19 protein-coding genes are annotated in these 23,885 nt (G+C 73.4%); 12 read left to right on the forward strand and 7 right to left on the reverse strand.

The window, feature by feature from the left end; translation table 11 throughout:
• Window positions 1–93 precede the first annotated feature (93 nt).
• Entirely contained in the window at window positions 94–2,544 is a 2,451-nt protein-coding gene (locus OP86_RS26220; protein ID WP_030256896.1) for a DNA gyrase/topoisomerase IV subunit A, read from the reverse strand.
• 286 nt (window positions 2,545–2,830) lie between these two features.
• Between OP86_RS26220 and OP86_RS26225 the strand changes: the two genes are divergently transcribed.
• The 3 genes from OP86_RS26225 to OP86_RS26235 all read left to right on the forward strand — a co-directional run bounded on the left by OP86_RS26225 (window position 2,831) and on the right by OP86_RS26235 (window position 7,109).
• Window positions 2,831–4,204, forward strand: coding sequence for a M16 family metallopeptidase (locus OP86_RS26225; protein WP_030256892.1), 1,374 nt, complete (start codon window positions 2,831–2,833; stop codon window positions 4,202–4,204).
• 20 nt (window positions 4,205–4,224) lie between these two features.
• Window positions 4,225–5,589 carry a M16 family metallopeptidase gene (locus OP86_RS26230; RefSeq protein WP_033333472.1) on the forward strand — a complete coding sequence of 455 codons (1,365 nt, stop codon included), beginning with the start codon at window positions 4,225–4,227 and terminating at the stop codon, window positions 5,587–5,589.
• Window positions 5,590–5,915: 326 nt separating this feature from the next.
• Window positions 5,916–7,109: an RtcB family protein gene (locus tag OP86_RS26235; protein ID WP_030057671.1), complete on the forward strand. Its 1,194-nt coding sequence runs from the start codon at window positions 5,916–5,918 to the stop codon at window positions 7,107–7,109.
• Window positions 7,110–7,195: 86 nt separating this feature from the next.
• On the opposite strand, the gene OP86_RS26240 is transcribed toward OP86_RS26235, so the two are convergent.
• Window positions 7,196–7,477: an HPr family phosphocarrier protein gene (locus OP86_RS26240; protein ID WP_030057672.1), complete on the reverse strand. Its 282-nt coding sequence runs from the start codon at window positions 7,475–7,477 to the stop codon at window positions 7,196–7,198.
• A gap of 226 nt (window positions 7,478–7,703) precedes the next feature.
• On the opposite strand from OP86_RS26240, the gene OP86_RS26245 reads away from it, so the two are divergent.
• The 4 genes from OP86_RS26245 to OP86_RS26260 all read left to right on the forward strand — a co-directional run bounded on the left by OP86_RS26245 (window position 7,704) and on the right by OP86_RS26260 (window position 13,203).
• The gene (locus OP86_RS26245) at window positions 7,704–10,574 is read left to right on the forward strand and encodes a bifunctional acetate--CoA ligase family protein/GNAT family N-acetyltransferase (RefSeq protein ID WP_030057673.1); all 2,871 of its coding nucleotides are present in this window, start codon (window positions 7,704–7,706) and stop codon (window positions 10,572–10,574) included.
• A gap of 91 nt (window positions 10,575–10,665) precedes the next feature.
• Window positions 10,666–11,265: a DUF5998 family protein gene (locus OP86_RS26250; RefSeq protein ID WP_030057674.1), complete on the forward strand. Its 600-nt coding sequence runs from the start codon at window positions 10,666–10,668 to the stop codon at window positions 11,263–11,265.
• Between the two features lie 32 nt (window positions 11,266–11,297).
• Window positions 11,298–12,485, forward strand: coding sequence for an alkaline phosphatase family protein (locus OP86_RS26255; RefSeq protein ID WP_051830677.1), 1,188 nt, complete (start codon window positions 11,298–11,300; stop codon window positions 12,483–12,485).
• 61 nt (window positions 12,486–12,546) lie between these two features.
• A complete protein-coding gene (locus OP86_RS26260; RefSeq protein ID WP_030057678.1) occupies window positions 12,547–13,203 on the forward strand; it encodes a thymidine kinase in 657 nt (218 codons plus the stop codon).
• Window positions 13,204–13,275: 72 nt separating this feature from the next.
• On the opposite strand, the gene OP86_RS26265 is transcribed toward OP86_RS26260, so the two are convergent.
• Window positions 13,276–14,034, reverse strand: coding sequence for a VOC family protein (locus OP86_RS26265; RefSeq protein WP_234434897.1), 759 nt, complete (start codon window positions 14,032–14,034; stop codon window positions 13,276–13,278).
• Window positions 14,035–14,200: 166 nt separating this feature from the next.
• On the opposite strand from OP86_RS26265, the gene OP86_RS26270 reads away from it, so the two are divergent.
• The gene (locus OP86_RS26270; protein WP_106973518.1) at window positions 14,201–15,076 is read left to right on the forward strand and encodes a sulfurtransferase; all 876 of its coding nucleotides are present in this window, start codon (window positions 14,201–14,203) and stop codon (window positions 15,074–15,076) included.
• A gap of 56 nt (window positions 15,077–15,132) precedes the next feature.
• Here the strand turns inward: OP86_RS26270 and sepH are convergent, their stop codons facing one another.
• Window positions 15,133–16,212, reverse strand: a complete 1,080-nt coding sequence (sepH, locus tag OP86_RS26275; RefSeq protein ID WP_078588612.1) for a septation protein SepH — start codon at window positions 16,210–16,212, stop codon at window positions 15,133–15,135.
• A 517-nt stretch (window positions 16,213–16,729) separates the two neighbouring features.
• Between sepH and OP86_RS26280 the strand changes: the two genes are divergently transcribed.
• A complete protein-coding gene (locus tag OP86_RS26280) occupies window positions 16,730–17,572 on the forward strand; it encodes a hypothetical protein (RefSeq protein ID WP_157849846.1) in 843 nt (280 codons plus the stop codon).
• Here OP86_RS26280 and OP86_RS26285 read toward each other — a convergent pair.
• Window positions 17,569–18,891 carry a D-arabinono-1,4-lactone oxidase gene (locus OP86_RS26285; RefSeq protein WP_030057684.1) on the reverse strand — a complete coding sequence of 441 codons (1,323 nt, stop codon included), beginning with the start codon at window positions 18,889–18,891 and terminating at the stop codon, window positions 17,569–17,571. The genes OP86_RS26280 and OP86_RS26285 overlap by 4 nt on opposite strands.
• 90 nt (window positions 18,892–18,981) lie before the next feature.
• The gene (locus tag OP86_RS26290) at window positions 18,982–20,238 is read right to left on the reverse strand and encodes an MFS transporter (RefSeq protein WP_051830680.1); all 1,257 of its coding nucleotides are present in this window, start codon (window positions 20,236–20,238) and stop codon (window positions 18,982–18,984) included.
• Between the two features lie 128 nt (window positions 20,239–20,366).
• Here OP86_RS26290 and OP86_RS26295 point away from each other — a divergent pair, with 128 nt between their 5' ends.
• On the forward strand, window positions 20,367–21,524 hold the full coding sequence (locus tag OP86_RS26295; RefSeq protein ID WP_030057686.1) for a ferrochelatase: 1,158 nt from the start codon (window positions 20,367–20,369) through the stop codon (window positions 21,522–21,524).
• A 32-nt stretch (window positions 21,525–21,556) separates the two neighbouring features.
• Window positions 21,557–22,375, forward strand: a complete 819-nt coding sequence (locus OP86_RS26300; protein ID WP_030057687.1) for an inositol monophosphatase family protein — start codon at window positions 21,557–21,559, stop codon at window positions 22,373–22,375.
• 212 nt (window positions 22,376–22,587) lie between these two features.
• Here the strand turns inward: OP86_RS26300 and OP86_RS26305 are convergent, their stop codons facing one another.
• Window positions 22,588–22,773: a hypothetical protein gene (locus tag OP86_RS26305; RefSeq protein ID WP_030057688.1), complete on the reverse strand. Its 186-nt coding sequence runs from the start codon at window positions 22,771–22,773 to the stop codon at window positions 22,588–22,590.
• Between the two features lie 442 nt (window positions 22,774–23,215).
• On the opposite strand from OP86_RS26305, the gene OP86_RS26310 reads away from it, so the two are divergent.
• Window positions 23,216–23,869: a response regulator transcription factor gene (locus OP86_RS26310; RefSeq protein WP_030057689.1), complete on the forward strand. Its 654-nt coding sequence runs from the start codon at window positions 23,216–23,218 to the stop codon at window positions 23,867–23,869.
• The last annotated feature ends 16 nt before the right edge of the window (window positions 23,870–23,885 follow it).

A 23,885-nucleotide genomic window follows, 5' to 3' on the forward strand; every position in this document is an offset into this window, starting at 1 on the left:
AGGGGGGGGGGAGGGGCGCCGGGGCCGGGAAAATGGCGGGGGGGAGGGGCGCCAAGCGCGCCCCTCCCCCCGGTCCCCCGGGTCAGCCCGGCGTCACGCCGGGCCGGCGACCACCGTGACGGGGGCCGTCACCGGGGTGCCCGAGCCGTCACGGCGCGGGTCGCGGTCGGGGAGGTCCACCGGGGCGCCCTTGGCGTCGGCGGCGCGGGCCGGAGCAGCACCCGCCCAGGCGAACACCAGGCCGTCCTCGCCGCGCAGGAAGCGCTGGCAGCGCACACCGCCGGTGGCGCGGCCCTTGCGCGGGTACTGCTCGAACGGGGTGACCTTCCAGGTCGTCTGCTCGCCGCCGGACAGCGTGCCGGAGGCCGTGGCCACCGAGACGACCACGGCGTCCGTGCCCGGGTCCACCGCCGTGAAGGACAGCACCCGCGCGCCGTCCGACAGCTTCACACCCGCCATGCCACCCGCCGGGCGGCCCTGCGGACGCACCTGGCCCGCCGGGTAGCGCAGCAGCTGCGCGTCCGAGGTGATGAAGACCAAGTCCTCCTCGCCGGTGCGCAGTTCGACCGCGCCCACCAGCTCGTCACCGTCCTTGAGGGCGATCACCTCGAACTCGTCCTTGTTCGCCGGCCACTCCGGCACCACCCGCTTCACCACACCCTGCACGGTGCCCAGCGCCAGCCCCGGCGAGGACTCGTCCAGCGTGGTCAGCGCCAGCACCCGCTCCCCGGCCTCCAGCCGCAGGAACTCGCCCACCGCGGCCCCGCCCGCCAGGTTCGGCGACGGCGTCGGCGGCAGCGCCGGCAGGTCGATCACCGGCAGCCGCAGCACCCGGCCCGCGGACGTCACCACACCCACGTCCGCCCGCGCCGTCGCGTGCACCGCCGACACGATCACATCGTGCTTCGAGCGCTTCTCCGACAGCTCGAACGGCTCGCCGTCCGCCGTCCGGGCCAGCAGCCCCGTCGAGGACAGCAGCACCCGGCACGGGTCGTCCGCCACCTCCAGCGACACCGCCAGCGACGCCGACGGCGCCGCCCCCGCCTCCAGCAGGACCGTCCGCCGCTCCGTCCCGAACTGCTTGGCCACCGCAGCCAGTTCGGACGAGACCACACTGCGCAGCCGGGAGTCCGACTCCAGGATCTCGGTCAGCTCGGCGATCTCCGAGTTGAGCTTCTCCTGCTCCTGCTCCAGCTCCACCCGGTCGAACCTGGTCAGCCGCCGCAGCGGGGTGTCCAGGATGTACCCGGTCTGCGTCTCCGACAGCGAGAAGCGCTCCATCAGGCGCTCCTTCGCCTGCTGCGCGTTGTCACTCGACCGGATGATCGCGATGACCTCGTCGATGTCGACCAGCGCCACCAGCAGGCCCTCGACCAGGTGCAGCCGCTCCTGGCGCTTGCGGCGGCGGAAGTCGCTGCGCCGGCGCACCACGGTGAAGCGGTGGTCGACGTAGACCTCCAGCAGCTCCTTCAGGCCCAGCGTCAGCGGCTGCCCGTCCACCAGCGCCACGTTGTTGATGCCGAAGGTCTCCTCCATCGGCGTCAACTTGTAGAGCTGCTCCAGCAGCGCCTCCGGCACGAAGCCGTTCTTGACCTCGATCACCAGCCGCAGCCCGTGCTCGCGGTCGGTCAGGTCCTTGACGTCCGCGATGCCCTGCAGCTTCTTCGCGTTGACCAGGTCCTTGATCTTCGAGATGACCTTCTCCGGGCCGACGTTGTACGGCAGCTCGGTGACCACGATGCCCTTGCGGCGGGCCGTCACCGCCTCCACCGTCGCCGTCGCCCGGATCTTGAACGTGCCGCGGCCCGACTCGTACGCGTCCCGGATCCCCGACAGGCCCACGATCCGCCCACCCGTCGGCAGGTCCGGACCGGGCACGAACCGCATCAGCGTGTCCAGGTCCGCGCTCGGGTGCTTGATCAGGTGCCGGGCCGCCGCCACCACCTCGGACAGGTTGTGCGGCGGCATGTTCGTCGCCATGCCCACCGCGATGCCCGTCGCGCCGTTCACCAGCAGGTTCGGGAACGCGGCCGGCAGCGCCAGCGGCTCCTGCTCGCTGCCGTCGTAGTTCGGGCCGAAGTCGACGGTGTCCTCGTGGATCGACTCCACCATCGCCATCGACGCGGCCGTCAGCCGCGACTCGGTGTAGCGCATCGCGGCCGGCGGGTCGTCGTTGCCCAGCGAACCGAAGTTGCCGTGCCCGTCGATCAGCGGCAGCCGCATCGAGAACGGCTGCGCCATGCGCACGACCGAGTCGTAGATCGACGCGTCACCGTGCGGGTGCAGCCGGCCCATCACCTCGCCCACCACGCGGGCGCACTTCACGTGCGCGCGGTCGGGGCGCAGGCCCATCTCGTTGGCCTGGTACAGGATCCGGCGGTGCACCGGCTTCAGACCGTCCCGCGCGTCCGGCAGGGCACGCGAGTAGATCACCGAGTAGGCGTACTCCAGGAAGGAGCCCTGCATCTCGTCCACGACGTCGACGTCGAGGATCCGCTCCTCGAAGTCTCCGGGCGGCGGGGTCTGCGAACTGCGGCGGGCCATCGCGGCGGGGCTCCCTTACGTGTCGCTGGCTGTGTCTCGGTCGGACGTCGGCCGGTCGTCGAACGGCCTGTGCCGTCCTGCCGCCGCACCCGTCAACCGGACGCGGCCGACAGGGCACGGCGCCCCCATTGTGGACCCTCGCGCCGACAGTGCCGGTCAGCGGCCCTCTTCCGCCCCTGGCGAACGACCCCGTCCGCGCGGACACGAACACGGCTCCCATACGTTGCACCACAATGGGGGACGCCACACGAACCCCCGACATCGACGACGGGAAGGACCCGAGCGCATGGCCAACCCGGCCCCCGCCTCCAGCCGAGGCATCGCCATCACCGAGCACCGCCTGGCCAACGGCCTGCGCGTCGTCCTCTCCGAGGACCACCTCACCCCGGTCGCCGCCGTCTGCCTCTGGTACGACGTGGGCTCCCGCCACGAGGTCAAGGGCCGCACCGGCCTCGCCCACCTCTTCGAGCACCTGATGTTCCAGGGCTCCGCCAACGTCTCCAACAACGGGCACTTCGAACTGGTCCAGGGCGCCGGCGGCTCGCTCAACGGCACCACCAGCTTCGAGCGCACCAACTACTTCGAGACCATGCCCGCCCACCAACTGGAGCTCGCCCTCTGGCTGGAGGCCGACCGGATGGGCTCGCTGCTCGCCGCCCTCGACGAGACCTCCATGGAGAACCAGCGCGACGTCGTCAAGAACGAGCGCCGCCAGCGCTACGACAACGTCCCGTACGGCACTGCCTTCGAGAAGCTCACCGCGCTCTCCTTCCCCGACGGCCACCCGTACCACCACACGCCGATCGGCTCCATGGCCGACCTCGACGCGGCCACCCTCGAAGACGCCCGCACGTTCTTCCGCACCTACTACGCGCCCAACAACGCCGTCCTGTCCGTCGTCGGCGACATCGACCCCGAGCAGACCATCGCCTGGGTCGAGAAGTACTTCGGCTCCATCCCGGCCCACGACGGCAAGCAGCCCCCGCGCTCCGGCGAACTGCCCGACACCATCGGCCGCGAGATCCGCGAGGAGATCCACGAGGACGTCCCCTCCCGCGCCCTCATGGCCGCCTACCGCCTCCCGCACGACGGCACCCGCGAGGCCGACGCCGCCGACCTCGCCCTCACCATCCTCGGCAGCGGCGAATCCAGCCGCCTCTACAACCGGCTGGTCCGCCGCGACCGCACCGCCGTCGCCGCCGGCTTCGGCCTGCTGCGCCTGGCCGGCGCCCCCAGCCTCGGCTGGCTCGACGTCAAGACCTCCGGCGACGCCACCCTCGCCCAGATCGACGCCGCCGTCGACGAGGAACTCGCCCGCTTCGCCGCCGAAGGCCCCACGCCCGAGGAACTCGAACGCGCCCAGGCCCAGATCGAGCGCGAGTGGCTCGACCGGCTCACCACCGTCGCCGGCCGCGCCGACGAACTCTGCCGCTACGCCGTCCTGTTCGGCGACCCCGAGCTGCTCAACGACGCCCTCCCCAAGGTCCTCGACGTCACCGCCGAGGAGGTCCAGGCCGTCGCCAAGGCCCGGCTCCACCCCGACAACCGGGCCGTCCTCGTCTACGAGCCGACCGCCACCGAGAGCGACACCGAGACCGCCGCCGCCGAGACCGCCGCCGACTCCGACGACGCTTCCGAAGAGGAGGGTGCCGCCGTATGAGCACCGACTACGTCCCCGCCATGACCTTCCACCCCCAGCCGCAGCCGGGCACCCCCAGCCCCTGGGCCTTCCCCGCCCCCGAGCGCGCCGCCCTCGGCAACGGCATCACCGTCCTGCACTGCCACCGGCCCGGCCAGCAGCTCGTCGCCGTCGAGGTCCTCCTCGACGCCCCGCTCGCCGCCGAACCCGAAGGCCTGGACGGCATCGCCGCGATCCTCGCCCGCGCGCTCAACGAGGGCACCGACACCCTCACCGCCGAGGAGTTCGCCGGCGAGCTGGAGCGCGCCGGCGCCACCCTGGACGCCCACGCCGACCATCCGTGCATCCGGGTCTCCCTGGAGGTCCCGGCCTCCCGGCTCCAGCGCGGCCTCTCCCTGCTCGCCGACGCCCTGCGCGCCCCCGCCCTCCCCGAGGCCGAGATCGAGCGCCTGGTCGCCAACCGCCTGGACGAGATCGTCCACGAGCAGGCCAACCCCGCCCGGCGCGCCGCCAAGGCCCTCTACGCCGAACTCTTCGACGCCGCCGACCGGCTCTCCCGGCCCCGCGCCGGCACCGCCGACACCGTCAAGTCGATCGACCGCGCCGCCGTCAAGGCCTTCTACGACGCCCACGTGCACCCCGCGACCAGCACCGTCGTGGTCGTCGGCGACCTCACCGGCGTCGACCTGCCCGCCCTCCTGGAGAGCACCCTCGGCACCTGGAGCGGCCCGGCCGCCGAGCCCTCCCGGCACGCCCCGGTCGCCGGCGACGACCACGGCCGGGTCGTCATCGTCGACCGCCCCGGCTCCGTCCAGACCCAGCTGCTCCTCGGCCGGATCGGCCCCGACCGCCACAACCCGGTCTGGGCCGCCCAGACCCTCGGCACCTACTGCCTCGGCGGCACCCTCACCTCCCGCCTGGACCGCGTCCTGCGCGAGGAGAAGGGCTACACCTACGGCGTCCGCTCCTTCGCCCAGCCGCTGCGCTCCGCCGCCGACGGCAGCGGGCGCTCGCTGCTCGCCATCAGCGGCTCCGTGGACACCGCCTCCACCGCCCCGGCGCTCGCCGACACCTGGACCATCCTGCGCACCCTCGCCGCCGAGGGCCTCACCGACGCCGAGCGCGACGAGGCCGTGCAGTTCCTGGTCGGTGTCGCCCCGCTCAAGTACGAGACCGCGGGCTCGGTCGCCGGCACCCTGGCCGACCAGGTCGAGCAGTACCTGCCGGACGACTACCAGGCCGAGGTCTACCGGCAGCTCGCCGAACTGCCCACCGCCGCCGCCACCGAGGCGGTCGTGGCGGCCTTCCCGCCGGACCGCCTGGTCACCGTCCTGGTCGGCGACGCCGCCGCGATCGCCGACGACGTGCGGGCGCTCGGCATCGGCGAGGTCACCGTCGTCAGCTGATCGGTCGATCCGCTGATCCGCATCGTCGGACCGGCCCGGTGGAGCACCCGCTCCGCCGGGCCGGACGCGTTTGTAAATCCGTTGCGGGCCCGGTCCGTTCCGTGGATAGATATCCCCCGGCACACACGTACGAACTCTGACGAACGAAGGGAGGCGGTCACCATGCGGGTCGAGCGAGCCATACGACGACGCTCCCCAAGGCCGTACTCCCCCTGTGCCCTGGCCGCCTGAGCGCCACCCCCGAACTTCCCCGAGCCACGCCGGGATCCTCTCGCGCGGCACCCCACCCTTTCGTGCACCACCCGACCCTTGGAGGTCGTTCACCCATGACGTACACCGAAGTCCCCGGCGTCCGGGTCCCGATCCGGATGTGGACCGACCCGGCGACGGTCGAGGGCCAGGCGATGCAGCAGCTGCGCAACATCAGCTCCCTGCCCTGGCTGCGCGGCCTCGCCGTGATGCCCGACGTCCACCTGGGCAAGGGCGCGACGGTCGGCTCCGTCATCGCCATGAAGGACGCCGTCTGCCCGGCGGCGGTCGGCGTCGACATCGGCTGCGGGATGAGCGCGGTGAAGACCTCGCTCACGGCGAAGGACCTCCCGGACGACCTGTCCGGCCTGCGCAACAAGATCGAGCAGACCATCCCGGTCGGCTGCGGCCTGCACACCGACCCGGTCGACCCGACCAAGCTCCACGGCTTCCGGGCCGCGGGCTGGGACGACTTCTGGCAGCGCTTCGACGACATCGCGGAGGACGTCAAGTGGCGCCGCGAGCGGGCGATGCAGCAGATGGCCACGCTCGGCGGAGGAAATCACTTCATAGAACTGTGTATTGATACGACCGGCGTGGTCTGGCTGATGCTGCACTCCGGCTCCCGCAACATCGGCAAGGAGCTGGCCGAGCACCACATGGGCGTCGCCCGCTCGCTGCCGCACAACCAGGGCCTGATCGACCAGGACCTCGCGGTCTTCCTCGCGAAGACCCCGGAGATGGCGGCCTACCGCCAGGACCTGTTCTGGGCGCAGGAGTACGCGAAGCACAACCGTGCGGTCATGATGGCGCTCTTCCAGGACGTCGTCCGGAGCGAGTTCGCCAAGGCGGAGGTCACCTTCGACGAGGTCATCAGCTGCCACCACAACTACGTGGCGGAGGAGCGGTACGAGGGCGTCGACCTGCTGGTGACCCGCAAGGGCGCGATCCGGGCCGGTTCCGGCGACTTCGGGATCATCCCCGGCTCGATGGGGACGGGTTCGTACATCGTCCGCGGTCTCGGCAACGAGGCGTCGTTCAACTCCGCCTCGCACGGCGCCGGCCGCAAGATGAGCCGCAACGCCGCCAAGAAGCGGTTCACCACGCGGGACCTGGCCGAGCAGACCAAGGGCGTGGAGTGCCGCAAGGACAGCGGCGTGGTCGACGAGATCCCGGGCGCCTACAAGAACATCGAGAAGGTTATCGAGCAGCAGAAGGACCTCGTCGAGGTGGTCGCGCACCTCAAGCAGGTCGTCTGCGTCAAGGGCTGACCGGGCTGGGGCCGAAGGGCTGACCACAGCGGATCGGGGTGCCGCCGGATCTCCGGCGACACCCCGATCGGGCGGATCTCGTGGCCTCAGGCCGCGGCGGGGAGCTCGTCGAGGCCTTCCTGGACGAGCTTGGCGAGGCGGTCGAGAGCGTCGTCGGCGTTCTCGGCGTCGGAGGCGAGGATGACCTCGTCGCCGCCCTGGGCGCCCAGGCCGAGCAGGCCGAGCATGGAGGCGGCGTTGACCGGGTTGCCGCCCGGCTTGGCGATGGTGATCGGCACGCCGGTGGCCGTGACGGCCCGGACGAAGACGGAGGCGGGACGGGCGTGCAGGCCCTCGGCCCAACCGATGGTGACGCGGCGCTCTGCCATGAGACGTGCCTTTCCGGTGAAGCTGGTCACGGCCGTGCTCGGAGAGCGGGGGAAGCGGCCATGTTGTCTAGACCAGTGTTGCACGCAGACAGCCCCTGCGAGCCGCCGCGTTCAGGACTTGTGATTGTTTCTTTTCGGGGCATAAACCCCGACCATCGGCCCTGCCCACCCTGACGTGGGCGCACGTCCGACGCCATTCGGCCCGCCGCCGGATAACCTGACGAACGTGGACGACTCCGCGGCAGCGAACCCCGAGCAGCAACCGGACTATCCGCAGCACTGGGAAGCGGACATCCTGCTGCGCGACGGCGGTACGGCCCGGATCCGGCCGATCACGCCCGCCGACGCCGGGCGCCTGGTGGAGTTCTACGAGCAGGTCTCGGACCAGTCCAAGTACTTCCGGTTCTTCGCCCCCTACCCGCGGCTCTCCGCCAAGGACGTCCGCCGTTTCACCCACCACGACTTCGTGAACCGGGTCGGCCTCGCGGTGGTCATCCGGGACCACTTCATCGCCACCGTCCGCTACGACCGGATCGACGCGCAGGGCCGCCCCTCCGACACCGGGACGGACGCCGAAGTGGCCTTCCTGGTGCAGGACGCCCACCAGGGCCGCGGCGTGGCCTCGGCACTGCTGGAGCACATCGCCGCGGTGGCGCAGGAGCGCGGCATCCGCCGGTTCCAGGCGGAGGTGCTGCCGGAGAACCGGAAGATGGTGAAGGTCTTCACCGACGCCGGCTACACCCAGCACCGCAGCTTCGCCGACGGCGTCGTGCACCTGGAGTTCGATCTCGAACAGACCGAGCGCTCGCTGGCCGTGATGCGCGCCCGCGAGCACCGCGCCGAGGCGCGCTCGGTGCAGCGGCTGCTCACCCCGCGCTCGGTCGCGGTGCTCGGGGTGTCCCGCAACCCGCAGACGGTCGGCCGGGCGATCCTGCGCGACCTGCTGGGCAGCGCCCCGGCCGAACGCCCCGTCTACGCGGTGAACCGCAACGCCCCGCCCGGCACGGAGCTGGACGGCGTCCCCGTGCACCGTTCGATTCTGGACATTCCCGGGCCGGTGGACCTCGCGGTGATCGCCGTCCCCGAGGGCGCCGTCCCGGCGGCCGTCGCCGAGTGCGGCGCCCACGGTGTGCAGGGCCTGGTGGTGGTCACCGCCGGCTACGCGGAGACCGGGCCGGAGGGCCGGGACCGCCAGCGCGCGCTGGTCCGCCAGGCCCGCGCGGCCGGGATGCGGGTGATCGGCCCGAACGCCTTCGGCCTGATCAACACCGACCCCGAGTACCCGCTGAACGCCTCGCTCGCGCCGCGCCTGCCCGGTCGCGGCGGCTTCGGGATCTTCTGCCAGTCCGGCGCGATCGGGGTGGCGCTGCTGGAGGCCGCCCACCGGCGCGGCCTCGGCGTCTCCTCCTTCGCCTCGGTGGGCAACCGCTCCGACGTCTCCGGCAACGACTTCCTGCAGTACTGGGCGGAGGACGAGGCCACCGGGGTGGTGCTGCTCTACCTGGAGTCCTTCGGCAATCCGCGCAAGTTCACCCGGATCGCCCGCCGCCTGGCCGCCGTCAAGCCGATCGTGGTGGTCAAGGGCGCCCGGCACACCGGCAGCCTGCCGCCCGGGCACGCCGTCCCGGCCACCGCCACCGGCCTGACCGACGCGACGGTGGACGCGCTGTTCGAGCAGGCGGGCGTCACCAGGGTCGCGACCATCACCGAGCTGTACGACACCGGCGAGCTGCTGGCCCTGCAGCCGCTGCCGCCGGGGGACCGGGTCGCGGTGGTCGGCAACTCGGATTCGCTGGGCCTGCTCACCTACGACACCCTGCTGAGCGCGGGCCTGCGGCCGTGCACGCCCGTCGACCTGACCACCGCCGCGACCGGCGAGAACTTCCGGATCGCGCTCGACGTCGCCCTGGCCGACCCCGCCGTGGACGCGGTGATCGCCGTCGCGATCCCGCCGATCGGCACCTCCGCGCACGCCTTCATGGGTGGCCGGCTGACCGGTGAGGACGACCCCGCGATGGGCTCGGACGACCCGGAGATCGCCGCCGCCCTGCTCGAAGCCGGTCAGCGCGCCAAGGAGTTGGGCAAGCCGCTGGTGCTCGCCCACCTGGCGCTGACCGACCTGCCGACCCGGCTGCGCCCCGGCGGCATCCCGGCGTACCCGGCGCCCGAGCGGGCCGTGCACGCCCTCGCCCACGCCGTGCACTACGCCCAGTGGCGTCGCCGGACGGCCGAGGCGGAGGAGACGGCGCGCGTCCCGGAGCTGGACCGGATCGACGAGCCCGGCGCCCGCACCCTGGTGGCGGCGGCGCTGAGCACCCGGACGGCGGTCTCCCGCCCGTCGCCCACCACCACCCTTGCCGGAGGCGCTACGCGCCGCTCCCTCGTGTTGCGCACCCAGCCGGGCGGCGCCCGGATCACCCTGTCCGATGCCGAGGCCCGCGAGCTGCTGGCCCGCTACGGCGTCGACGTCTCGCCGACGCTGCCGGCCCCGGACGAGCAGACCGCCGTCGCGGCGGCGGCCTCGCTCGGCTACCCGGTGGCCCTGAAGGCGACCGCTCCGCACCTGCGCCACCGCCCCGACCTGGGCAGCGTCCGGCTGGACCTGACCGGCGAGGAGGGCCTGCGCCGTGCCCACCGCGAGCTGGACGCCCTGCTCGGCGGCGCCGCGCAGGCCGAGCTGGTGGTGCAGCGGTTGGCGCCGCGCGGCGTGGACACCGTGATCGGGGCGACGGTGGACCCGGCGGTCGGCGCGATCCTGTCCTTCGGCCTGGCCGGCGCGCCGGCCGAACTGCTGGGCGACACGGCGCACCGGCTGGTTCCGGCCACCGACCAGGACGTCGCCGGGCTGATCCGGGAGGTGCGGGCGGCGCCGCTGCTGTTCGGCTGGCGCGGCGCCGAGGCGGTGGACACCGGAGCGCTGGAGGAACTGCTGCTCAGGGTGTCGCAGCTGGTGGACGACGTTCCGGAGATCGCCTCGGTGGATCTCGAACCCGTGGTCGTGGCCCCGCACGGGCTGGCGATCCTGGGGGCGCGGGTGCGGGTCGCGCCGCTGCCCGTCCGCAGCGATCTGGGCCCGCGCGCCATGAGCACGCTGTAACCTTCCTTGGTTGCGCCCTGCCCGGGCGCTGTTGTCCGAAGCTTGGCGCCGTGCCGCCCGCTTCGTCGGCGGACCATGCCAGGATGGAGATATGGCGAAGACCGGTACCACCACCACTCAGGACCTGCGCTCGGCGATCGAGCGCAGTGGCTACTACCCGGCCCTGGTGTCCGAGGCGGTCGAGTCCGCGGTGGGCCCGGAGCCGATCAGCTCCTACCTGGTGCACCAGGAGACGACTTTCGACGCCAACGAGGTCCGCCGGCACGTGACGGTGCTGGTGCTGACCCCGACCCGGTTCGTGGTGAGCCACACCGACGAGCAGTCGGGTGCCGAGGGCAGCCCGGCGGTGCCGTACGCGACGACCTCGACGGAGAGCGTCCGGCTGGACCGGATCGGTTCGGTCGTGGTGAGCCGGATGGTGGCGAACCCGGAGACGTACACGCCGGGGACGCTGCCGCGCGAGGTGGTGCTGACGATCGGCTGGGGCGCGGTGCAGCGCCTGGACCTGGAGCCGGCCGGCTGCTCGGACCCGAACTGCGAGGCGGACCACGGCTACACCGGCTCGGCGACGGCCGACGACCTCTCGCTGCGGGTGAGCGAGGCCGGTGACGGCCCGGAGACGGTGGCCCAGGCGCTGGTGTTCGCCCGGGCGCTGTCCGACGCGACGATCGACAACGGCCCGCGGGCCTGATCGCCGCCACCGAACGCTACGAATCCGGTTCCATGTCCTTCGCACCTGCCGACGGCTACGACGCCTTCGAGATCCTTGACCCTGCCACGGCCCCCGCGCCCCCGTACGGAAGCGGTTCGCTGTGCGACCTGCTGCCCTCGGTGGCGGCGGGCCTCGGCGTCCCCGGGTTCACCGCGACGCTGCCGATCGCTCCGGCGGACCGGGTGGTGGTGTTCCTGGTGGACGGCCTCGGCTGGGAGCTGCTGCTGCGCCACCCCGAGTACGCGCCGTTCCTGTCCTCGCTGGTCGGGAGTTCGCTGGGCGGCAGCGGCCGTCCGCTGACCGCGGGCTTCCCGTCCACCACGGCGACCTCGCTGGCCTCGGTCGGCACCGGGACGCCGCCGGGCCTGCACGGCCTGGCCGGGTACACGGTGGCGGTGCCGGGGGCCGGTTACCTGATGAACCAGCTGCGCTGGCAGCCGCCGACCGAGCCGCACGCCTGGCAGCCGTACCCGACGGTCTTCGAGCGGACGCACCAGGCCGGGGTGGCGACCGCGCAGGTCTCCTCCCCGCTGTTCGCCCAGACCCCGCTGACCAGGGTGGCGCTGTCCGGCGGCACCTTCCTCGGCCGCACGACGGGCGAGGAGCGGATGGACCTGGCGGCCTCCTGGCTGGCCGAGCACGACCGGGCGCTGGTGTACACGTACGTCAGCGAGCTGGACGGCGCGGGCCACCGCTTCGGGGTGGACTCCGACGAGTGGCGGATGACGCTGGACGCGGTGGACCGGTTGGCCCGCCGGCTGGCCGAGCGGCTGCCGCCGCGCTCGGCGATGTACGTGACGGCCGACCACGGCATGATCGACATCGCGCCGGAGGACCGGATCGACTTCGACGAGGACTGGGAGCTGGGCGCCGGCGTGGCCCTGCTGGGCGGCGAGGGCCGGGCCCGGCACGTGTACGCGGTGCCGGGGGCCGCGGCCGACGTCCACGCGGTCTGGAGCGAGGTGCTGGGCGACCGGATGTGGGTCGCGACCAGGGACCAGGCGATCGCGGCGGGCTGGTTCGGCCCGGCGGTGGACGAGCGGGTGTACGGCCGGATCGGCGACGTGGTCGCCGCGGCGCGCGACGACATCGCGATCACCGCTTCCCGCAACGAGCCGGGCGAGTCCGCGATGATCGGCCTGCACGGCTCGATGACCCCGGTCGAGCAGTTCGTGCCGCTGCTCGAAGTGCGCGGCTGAGCCGCGACCTTGACTTCTCTGTGCCCGAACTCCCCTGATTTGAAAGGCCCTTGCTCCACCCATGGCTGAACTGGTGTTCTTCTCGGGCACGATGGACTGCGGCAAGTCGACGCTGGCGCTGCAGATGGACCACAACCACTCCGCGCGCGGCCGGCAGGGCGTGATCCTCACCCGCAACGACCGGGCGGGCGCCGCGACGGTCTCCAGCCGGCTGGGTCTGCGGACGGAGGCGGTCGAGGTGACGGACGACTTCGACTTCCACGCGCACGTGGTGCACCGGCTGTCGGCGGGCGGCCGGGTGGACTACCTGATCTGCGACGAGGCGCAGTTCTTCTCCGCCGAGCAGGTCGACCAGCTGGCCCGGGTGGTGGACGAACTGGACATCGACGTCTACACCTTCGGCATCACCACGGACTTCCGCACCCGGCTGTTCCCGGGCTCGCAGCGGCTGATCGAGCTGGCCGACCGGGTGGAGGTGCTGCAGGTCGAGGCGCTGTGCTGGTGCGGCGCGCGGGCGACCCACAACGCCCGGACGGTCGGCGGGGTGATGGTGGTCGAGGGCGCCCAGGTGGTGATCGGCGACATCTCGGTGAGCGATGACGAGGTCGGCTACGAGGTGCTGTGCCGCCGCCACCACCGCCGCCGGCTGACCGCCGCGACGGCCCGCGTCTCGGTGCTCTCCCCGGACGTGCTGCCCTTCGAGGAGCAGCAGGCCTGAACCCGCCCCGAGTCGACGGGGCGCGCCGGTGCCGGAGGGCGAGCGCGAGGCAGCGCCGGCTCTGAGCGTCACTCAGGCGAGCGGGCGAGCCGCAGCCGTCTCCAGTACGGAGAAGTGCCCGCCCTGCGGGTCGGCGAGCCGGACGGCGCGGCCGTGGGCGGTGTCGTGCGGCTCGACCAGGATCCGGCCGCCGAGTCCGACCGCGTGACGGGCGGTCAGGGCGACGTCGCGGACGGCGAAGTGGGTGCGCCAGCGCGGCGGGTGGCCGCGCAGATCGGCGCGGTGCCGGATGCCGGCGACCGGCCGGCCGTGCACGAGCAGTGAGCTCTCGTTCGCGCCGGGCCGGACCGGGCGGTCGAGCACGGTGGCGTAGAAGACGGCGGCGCCCTCGGTGTCGGGGGTGAGCAGTTCGACCCAGGCCGGTCCGCCGGGTTCGTCGCCGGATTCCCGGCCGAGGTGTTCCTCGCCCTGCCAGAGGCCGAAGACGGCGCCGGAGACGTCGGCGGCGATCGCCATCCGCCCGGCGCGCTCGGCCTGCAGCGGCCCGACGGCGACGGTGCCGCCGCATTCCCGGACGAGTTGGGCGGTGCGGTCGGCGTCGTCCACGGCGAAGTAGGTGGTCCACTGCACCGGGAAGCCGGTGGCGGTGGAGACGCCGAGGCCGGCGACCGGCTCCCCGTCGAGCTCGGCCCGGACGTAGTCGCCGAGTTGGCCGGGGCCGGGGGCGTACGTCCAGCCGAGCAGCTCGCCGTAGAAGGCGCGGGCGCCGGGCAGGTCGTCGGTCAGCAGGCTGACCCAGCAGGGCGTGCCCTGGGCCAGTCGGAGTTCCACCGCGGGCAATGAAGGCCTCCTCGTGGGTGGTTGGCGCGCGGGATTCCTCGCGCGCGAGGGTGATGCTTCCACTCTGGCGGGCGCCCAACCCTCGGGCCGCGCGGAAAGTCCGGCAAAGAGCGCACAAAGAGCGGCGCGTCGCCCGTGCTGCGCGACAATGGCCGCCATGACGACCTACAACGAGGGTTCTCCGCTGATCTCCGCGGCCGAGCTGCGGGAGGCGCTCGCCTCCGCGCGTCCGCCGGTGCTGTTGGACGTGCGCTACCAGCTGGTCGGCGCGGCGCCGGGCGGCCCGACCGCGGCCGAGGAGTACTGGGCCGGGCACCTGCCGGGCGCCCACTTCGTCGAGCTGGACCGGGACCTCGCGGCTCCGCCCGGCGCCCCCGGCCGGGGCGGGCGCCACCCGCTGCCGGATCCGGAGGAGTTCGGTGCGGCGATGCGCCGCTTCGGGGTGGACGCGCAGCGCCCGGTCGTGGTGTACGACGGCGCGGCCTCGATGGCGGCGGCCCGGGCCTGGTGGCTGCTGCGCTGGGCCGGGCACCGGGACGTCCGGGTGCTGGACGGCGGCTTCGCGGCCTGGCAGGCGGCGGGGCTGCCGGTGACGGCGGAGGTGCCGCAGGCCGGGGAGGGCGACTTCAAGCCGGTGCCGGGGCAGCTGCCGACGGTGGACGCGGACGGTGCGGCGGCCTGGGCGCGCGACGGCCTGCTGCTGGACGCCCGGTCGGGGGAGCGCTACCGGGGCGAGACGGAGCCGGTGGACCCGCGGGCCGGGCACGTCCCGGGTGCGGTCTCGGCGCCGACGGCCGAGAACGTGGGCCCGGACGGGCGGTTCCGTCCGGCGGCCGAGCTGGCCGACCGGTTCCGGGCGCTGGGCGCGGGGCAGCGGGAGACCGCGGTGTACTGCGGTTCGGGGGTGACGGCGGCGCACCAGATCCTGGCGCTGGAGGTGGCGGGCCTGTCGGCCACGCTGTACCCGGGTTCGTGGAGCGAGTGGTCGAGCGACGAGAGCCGCCCGGTGGCGGTCACCGAGCAGCCGGGCTGATCCCGGGAACGCCGAAGGGGCGGGAGGCCCGGCCTCCCGCCCCTTCGGCGATGCTGCTACTCCTGCTTCTTGCGCCGGCTGCCGAAGACGATCTCGTCCCAGCTGGGCACGGTGGCCCGGCGCCCGGGCCGGACGCCGTCGGCCTCGGCCTGCCGGTCGGTGGTGCCGACCAGGCGCTCGCGGTGCGGGGCGACGGCGCGCGGCATCAGGATGTCGGCGTAGGCCGAGCCCGCGCCGACCGCCGGGGCGGCGGCCGCGGCCGGCTCCTCGTTCTCCTCGGCGACCTCGGCGGGCACCGGCTCGATCGGGGTGGGGCCGCCGACGGCGAGGTCACCGCGGAAGGCGGGGACCACGTCGAGCAGGCTGGTCAGCGAGTCCCGGGAGTCGGCGGTGGCCTCCCGCGACTCGCGGACCTCACGGGCCGACATGATGCGGTCGGCGGAGGGCCGGTCGATCATCGGGCGGGGCGGCCGGTCCTGGGGGAGCCGGGCGATCCGCGGGATGAACGGGAAGACCGACTCCTCCTCGCGCTCGACGTTCTCGCCGATCAGCGCGCGGGCCTCGTCGTCGTTGGGCTGGACCAGGCGCCGGGGCGGGTCGTACGTCCAGGAGGCGCTGCGGCCCTCGCCGTCGGCCCGGTAGGAGAGGATGACCTCCCAGGTGCCGTCGTCGCGGCGCCAGGAGTCCCAGCGCTCGGTGTCCTTCTCGGCGCCGCGCAGCGCGAGCCGCTCGGCGACGGCCTCGCCGAGCTGCGGGCCGGGGGACTCGCCGTTGCGGCGGATGGCGGTCTTGCGGGCGCGCTCGGCCATGAAGGCGCGTTCGGCGAGGACCGGGCCCTCGAAGCGGCGGACGCGGTCGACGGAGATCCCGGCGGCCTGGGCGACCTCCTCGGCGGAGGCACCGGCTCGTATCCGGGCCTGGATGTCCCGGGGGCGGAGGTGGCTCTCGACCTCGATCTCGATCTGGCCGAGGCGCGGCCGGTCGCCGCGGATGGCGGCGCGCAGCCGCTCGTCGATGGGGAGGGTGTACTCCGTGCTGTCGGCAGCCTTGAGCACCAGCCGTGTGCCGTCGTTGCTGACGGCCACAACCCGCAGTTCGGGCACGGTTACCTCCCGGGTGGTGCCTGCCGACGTCACCTGCGTCGCTGCTCCCGTACTGAGTGTGGCCTGCCCGCTCGCGACTGGCCACAACCTTGCTGAGTTCCCCGGCGTGTCGGGCTTACGCCCGGTCACGCCGCTGTGGCACGGTTGCCTTTTTGCCACGTCATCGGTCGACGTCGCGTCTGGGTGCCCCGGCCGTCCTCGCACGCGGAGTGTTCGCGACGGTCCGGGACGGGCGTCGCCGTGCGTGCCCGTTCCGTGGCTCCTCGTCAAGCTGCCGGTGTAGGCGCAGTCGACAAGTCGACCCAAGGCTCAGGCTTTACGAACAGTACTCCATTCGTGGCATCCGGAGGGGCGGCTCGCCGCTCAAGTCTCCCGCGATTCACGGGAATCTCAAGAGCGCGCGCCCCCAATGGCGGAGCGCCACCGGATGAACGGTGATCATCTTCACACAATCCGGGAGCGCAGAACCGCATTTTCGTCCCTTGTGTCCTTCTTTGGGCAAGATGGAGTGGCTTGTTCGAAGAACAGTCGTACGGACCGAGGGATGTGGATGTCGGAGCGGGGGCCCGCCGAGGAGGGCGGCAAGGAGGAGCGCAAGCGGATCGATCTGAGTGTGGCTCAGGTCGCGGCGAGCGCGCTGGCCGCCGTGGCGGGCGCGTTGTTGGCGTCCGAACTGGGCGTCTACGGAACGATCATGGGCGCCGCGGTGGTGAGCATCGGGGCCACCACCGGCGGCGCGGTGTTCCAGCACGTCTTCAGGCGGACCGGCGAGCAGCTGCGCGAGGCGGTGGACCGGGGGCCGAACCAGGCCGCGAACACGCTGCGCCAGGTGCCGGTGGAGACCGGGGAGCCGGCGCCGGCACCGGTGGTCACCGCGGAGTGGAACGAGCCGCAGGTGGTGCGGGCGCGCCGGCGGTGGACCTGGAAGACCTACGCGGTGGTGTCCGGGTTGGTGTTCGTGCTGGCGATGACGCCGATCGTGGCGTTCGAACTGGCCACCGGGCAGCCGGTGTCGGCGACGTTCAAGGGGGAGTCCGGCAACGGCACCTCGTTCGGCGGCTCGGTGGCGCCCAAGCCCTCCCGGCCGCAGGACGCCCCGGCGGAGCGGCCGGCCCCGGGCGGCACCCGCGGTTCGGACGCCACGCCGTCCGGTGGTGCCTCGGCCCCGGCGACGACGCGGCCGAGCCGGGAGCCGAGCGCCACCCCGAGCACCGGCGCGGGCACGGCCTCGCCCTCGGCGAGCCCGAGCGCGACCCCGTCGGCCGGCGCCTCCCCGTCGGCGGGCGGCGGGAAGCCCACCGGCGAGGCCACGCCGCAGCCGTCCGTACCCGGCAACGACCCGGCGAAGGCCACGGTCGCCCCGCCGCCGGCCGCCGAGACCCCGGCGCCTTAAGCGCCCAGTACCCGGCGCAGGTAGTCGTTGCCGAAGACCCGCTGCGGGTCGACCTCGTCGCGCAGGGCGGTGAACTCGGCGAAGTGCGGATAGACGCCGGCCAGGTACCCGGCGTCGCGGGTGTGCAGCTTGCCCCAGTGCGGGCGGCCCTGATGGGCGGTCATCAGCTGTTCGACGCCGGTGAAGTAGCCCTGGTCGGCGGTGCCCCGGTAGAGGTGGACGGCGATGTAGGCGCTGTCCCGGCCGGAGGCGGTGGAGAGCCAGAGGTCGTCGGCGGGGGCGAAGCGCACCTCGACCGGGAAGCTGACCTTCCAGTCGGAGCGTTCGATCAGGGCCTTCAGCTCGCGCAGCACCTCGCCGACGGCCGCGCGCGGCACCGCGTACTCCATCTCCACGAAGCGGACCTTGCGCGGGCTGGTGAACACCTTGTACGCGGTGTCGGTGTAGCTGCGGTCGGACCAGGCGCGGCTGGCCAGCGCGGCGATCGAGGGGATGGAGCCGGGGAAGCGCCGGCCGACCCGGCAGGCGCCCTCCCAGACGGTGTTGGAGAGGAAGTCGTCCTCCAGCCACTCCTTGAACCGGGGCAGCGGGGCGGCCGGGCCCTGGCTGCGGTTGTTGCGCTTGGTGGAGCAGCGGTCCGTGTGCGGGAACCAGTAGAACTCGAAGTGCTCGTTGACGGCGGTGAGGTCGTCGAGCCGCTCCAGCACCTCGTCGAAGGCCATCGGCTGCTCGTGGGCGGTGAGCAGGAAGGCCGGTTCGACGCCGAAGGTGAGTGCGGTGATCACGCCGAGGGCGCCGAGGCCGAGCCGGGCGCCCTGGAACAGCCGGGGGTTCTCGGTGGGGGAGCAGCGCCGGACGGTGCCGTCGGCGAGGACGATCTCCAGGGCGCGGATCTGGGCGGCGAGCGAGCCGGAGTCGCGGCCGGTGCCGTGGGTGCCAGTGCTGGTGGCGCCGGCGACGGTCTGGACCTCGATGTCGCCCATGTTGGTGAGGGAGAGGCCCTCGGCGGCGAGGATCCGGTTGAGCCGGTGCAGCGGGAGGCCGGACTCGACGGTGATGGTGCCGGCCGCGCGGTCGATCTCGCGGACGGCGGTGAGGGCGTGCGGGCGGATCTGGACGCCGTCGCCGGCGGAGGCGATGGCGGTGAAGGAGTGGCCGGAGCCGACGGCCTTGACGGTGCGGCCCTGTTCGGCGGCGCGCAGGATCTCCTTGGCCAGTTCCTCCGCGGTGCCGGGGGCGGCGGCCCGGGCCGGCTCGGCGCTCTGGTTACCGGCCCAGTTGGTCCACCGGGTGCGGGTCGCGGTACTGGCCTGGGGCATTGCGCTGCCTCCTGCTCGGTGGCCGAACGGGTCGGCGCGGTCCGGGCAGGCTCTCGCCCTACCCGTGGGTAGGGCGAGAGGTTAGTCAGTTCACCGGTCGGCGTCTACGGGTCGTCCGGCCTCTTCGGCGGGCTCGTTCGCGGCGACTCCGGCGCGCAGGCGGCCGAGCCCGGTCAGCGCGACGAGCACCCCGAGGGCGCCGGCGGTCAGCGGGACCCAGTAGCCCGCCGAGGCGCCGGAGGCGTCGACCACCCAGCCGCCGATCGAGGAGCCGAAGGCCACGCCGAGGGCGAGCCCGGTGGTGGTCCAGGCCATCCCCTCGGTGAGCTTCGCGGCCGGGACGAGCCGTTCGACCAGGGCCATCGCGGAGATCAGGGTGGGGGAGATGGCGACGCCGGCGACCAGCAGGGCGGCGCCGGCCGCGATCAGCCCGCCGACGCCGTGCACGGTGGAGGCGACGAGCAGGATGGGGATCATGCTGAGCGCCATCATCACCACGCCGACGAAGAAGCGGGTGGACAGCGGGCTCCTGGGCTTGAGCGTTCCGTAGACGACGCCGGCCAGGCCGGAGCCGAACGCCCAGACGGCGAGGACGACGCTGGAGAGCCCCTTGTGCCCCTGGGCGTCGGCGAAGGCCACGGTGACGATCTCGACCGAGCCGAAGATCGCGCCGGTGGCGACGAAGGTCAGCACCAGCACGACCAGGCCGCCGTTGAGGATGGCGCTGCCCCCGCCGTGGGCGGAGGCCGGATGGACCGGCGGCTCGGTGCGGCGCTGGGCGGTGAACAGGGCGATGCCGACGGCGAGTGCGAGGACGGCCACCAGGACGCCGGACTCGGGGAAGACGTTGGTGGCCAGGCCGATGGCGAGGATCGGGCCGACGATGAAGCAGACCTCGTCGACGACGGCCTCGAAGGAGTACGCCGTGTGCAGCTTGGCGGCGTCGTCGCGGTAGAGGTGGGCCCAGCGGGCGCGGACCATGGCGCCGGCGCTTGGCATGACGCCGAGGCCGACGGCGAAGAGGAAGAGGGTCCAGGACGGCGCGTGGAAGTGGGCGCAGAGCAGGAGTCCGGTCGCGGCGGCGAGGGTGAGCGCGGTGGCCGGGAGGGCGATGCGGCGCTGCCCGCGGCGGTCGACCAGCCAGGAGACCCCCGGGCCGAGTGCCGCGGCGGCGACGGCCATCGTCGCCGAGACCGCGCCCGCCAGCCCGTACGACCCCGTCAGCTGGGAGAGCATCGTCACGATGCCGATGCCGGCCATGGAGATCGGCAGCCGGGCTATGAACCCGGCGGAGGAGAAGGCCAGGGTGCCGGGGGCGGCGAATATCCGGCGGTAGCTGGACAGCACGGGGGATCTCCGTGGGGTAAGGAACAAGACTGGTCAACACAGCTTACGTACGTTGGCAAACGGTATTTTCCGGACGCCGACGCGGCCCCGCCGACGGCGCCCGGCCCCTCAGTGGCAGGATCGGTGCCATGTCCGACGCGCGCAAACCCTCCCCCTCCGGCGCCGCCCCGGCAGCGCCCCAGCCGTACGACGCCCTGCTGCTGCTCTCCTTCGGCGGGCCCGAGGGCCCCGAGGACGTGGTGCCGTTCCTGGAGAACGTCACCCGCGGCCGCGGGATCCCCAAGGAGCGGCTGAAGGAGGTGGGCAAGCACTACTTCCTGTTCGGCGGGGTCAGTCCGATCAACGAGCAGAACCGCGAGCTGCTCGCCGCGCTGCGCAAGGACTTCGCCGACCACGGGCTGGACCTGCCGGTGTACTGGGGCAACCGGAACTGGGCGCCCTACCTGGTCGACACCCTGCGGGAGATGGCCGCCGACGGCCACCGCCGGATCGCCGTGCTCGCCACCAGCGCCTACGCCGGCTACTCGGGCTGCCGCCAGTACCGGGAGAACCTCGCCGACGCGCTGGCCGCCCTCGCCGAGGAGGGCGGGCCCGCCCTGCGGGTCGACAAGCTGCGGCACTTCTACAACCACCCCGGCTTCGTCGAGCCGGTGATCGACGCCACCGAGGCCGCGCTGGCCGAGCTGCCCGAGGCCGTCCGGGCCGGCGCCCGGCTGGCGTTCACCACCCACTCCATCCCGGACGCCATGGCCGAGACCTCCGGCGCCCCGGACGACCCGGCCCGCGGCACGCCGGGCGGCGCCTACGTCGCCCAGCACCTGGACGTGGCCCGGCTGATCGCCGCGGCCCTCGCGGAGCGCACCGGCGTCGCGGACCGGCCCTGGGAGCTGGTGTTCCAGAGCCGCAGCGGCGCCCCGCACATCCCGTGGCTGGAACCCGACATCTGCGACCACCTGGAGGCCCAGCACGCCGACGGCGCGCCCGCCGTGGTGATGGTCCCGATCGGCTTCGTCTCCGACCACATGGAGGTCAAGTACGACCTCGACACCGAGGCCGCCGCCAAGGCCGCCGAGCTCGGGCTGCCGGTGGCCCGCGCCGCCACCGTCGGCGCCGACCCCCGGTTCACCGCCGCCGTGCGCGAGCTGCTCCTGGAACGGGCCGCCACCGAGCGCGGCGAGGGCGTGGCCCGCTGCGCCCTGGGCACGCTCGGCCCCAGCCACGATGTGTGCGCGGTGGCCTGCTGCCCCAACCCGCGCGCCCCGCGCCCGGCCGCCGCCGAGCGCTGACCGCCCGTCCCACCGTTCCGGAGGAGAATCCCGTGCCCACCCCTGCCCTGCCCGACGACCGGCTCCTCGACGACCTGCTGGAGGTCGCCCTGGACGCGGCCCGGCAGGCCGGCGCCCTGCTGCGCGACGGCCGCCCCGCCGACCTCGGCGTGGCCGGCACCAAGAGCAGCCCGGTCGACGTGGTCACCGAGATGGACCTCGCCTCCGAGAAGCTCGTCCTGGAGCTGATCACCGACCGCCGCCCGACCGACGGCTACCTCGGTGAGGAGGGTGCCGAGCGGACCGGCAGCAGCGGGGTGCGCTGGGTGGTGGACCCGCTCGACGGCACGGTGAACTACCTCTACGGGCTGCCCTCCTGGGCGGTCAGCGTGGCCGCCGAGGTGGACGGCCGGGCGGTCGTCGGCGTGGTGTACGCCCCGGCGCGCGAGGAGCTGTTCCACGCCGTCCTGGGGCGCGGCGCCCGGCTGAACGGCCGGCCGCTCTCCGCCCGCCCGGCCCCGCCGTGGGGCCAGGCGCTGATCGCCACCGGCTTCAACTACGTCCAGCCGGTACGGGTGCGCCAGGCCGAGGTGCTGCTGGCCCTGATGCCCGAGGTGCGGGACATCCGCCGGGGCGGGGCCGCCGCGGTGGACCTGTGCGACCTCGCCGCCGGGCGGCTGGACGGTTACTACGAGCGCGGCCTCGCCCCCTGGGACCGCGCGGCCGGCTGCCTGATCGCGGCCGAGGCCGGCGCCCTGGTCGGCGGCCGCCCCGGGCACGGCCCGGACGGCGAGCTCACCGTGGCCGCCGCCCCGGGGGTCTACGCGCCGCTGCAGGAGCGCCTGGCCGCGCTGCGCGCCTGGGCGGACTGACCCCTTCCGGTCGGACTGCCCGGTTCCGGGTGGACTGCCAAGTTCCGAGTGGAACGACCCCTTCCGGGCGGCCGGATCCGGCCGCCCGGAAGGGCCCCGGGCATGCGAAGAGCCCTGGCATACGGGGGATGCCAGGGCCTGGGTTTTCGCACGGCCCCCGCAGGGCCGCTGGTGCCGGAGTTCCGGCGACGGGTCGGTGGTGTCGAGACGGGTCAGGCAGCGGTGCGGTGGCGCTCCAGCACCGTGTCCACGCCGTGCTCGGCGGCGAGTCGGCGGAGGTCGTCCAGCTCGGACTGCTCCACCTCGGCGAGGAACTCGTCCCCGGCCTCGATCGCGCGGTGCAGGTCCTGCTCGGCGTTGGCTATGCGCTGCAGGATTCCGGCCTTGAAGGCGTCCATACGGGCCCCCTTACTGTGTCGGACGTGCACGGTCGTGCGCTCTCCGCCCTGAGGAGGTACCGCCGGTGAAAGCGCCCCGGCCGGCAGGTGGTGGCTCTCCGGTCGGGCGCGGAGACGGCCTTCGGCCGCTCCCGGTGATGTCCCAGCCCCAGGGCCGGCGCGGATGAACGCACGGCGGGTGGGTGCGATCGGCCGAGGGCCAGATCGCGGGTGTGCAGCTGTCCTCCCCCCGGAGGTGGGCGGGAAACCTCCCTGCGGAAGAAAGTTGCCCGTGTCACAGTCCAAGCGGAGTGGTCCTGATACGAACAGTCACCGTCGCGGCCCCCGGCCCCGTGCCCGAGGGGCAGCTTATCGCTGCTTTACCGCGGGACCAGGCAGGATGGGGGCACCGTCGGAGCCGTGCGTCCGCTTCCGGGGCCGGCCTGGAGAAGGGACAACGACCGTGCGGGTTCTCGTCGTCGAGGACGAGCAGCTGCTCGCCGAGGCCGTAGCGACCGGCCTGCGCCGCGAGGCGATGGCCGTCGACGTGGTGTACGACGGGGAGGCCGCGCTCCAGCGCATCGCGGTCAACGACTACGACGTGGTGGTCCTGGACCGCGACCTCCCGCTGGTCCACGGCGACGACGTCTGCCGCAAGGTGGTCGAGCAGGGCCTGGCGACCCGGGTGATCATGCTGACCGCCTCCGGCGACATCAGCGACCGGGTCGAGGGCCTGGAGATCGGCGCGGACGACTACCTTCCGAAGCCGTTCGCCTTCAGCGAACTCGTCGCCCGGGTAAGGGCGCTGGGCCGCCGCGCGACCATCCCGCTGCCCCCGGTGCTGGAACGCGCCGGCATCTCGCTCGACCCCGGCCGGCGCGAGGTGATCCGCGACGGACGCACCGTCCAGCTCGCCCCCAAGGAGTTCGCCGTTCTGGAGGTGCTGATGCGGGCCGGCGGCGCCGTCGTCTCCGCCGAGCAGCTCCTGGAGAAGGCCTGGGACGAGCACACCGACCCGTTCACCAACGTCGTGCGCGTCACCGTGATGACGCTGCGCCGCAAGCTCGGCGACCCGCCGGTGATCGTCACCGTGCCGGGCTCCGGCTACCGGATCTGACCACCGGAATCCGCCA

The organism is Streptomyces novaecaesareae, assembly GCF_000716875.1.
GTDB classification, from domain to species: Bacteria; Actinomycetota; Actinomycetes; order Streptomycetales; family Streptomycetaceae; genus Kitasatospora; species Kitasatospora novaecaesareae.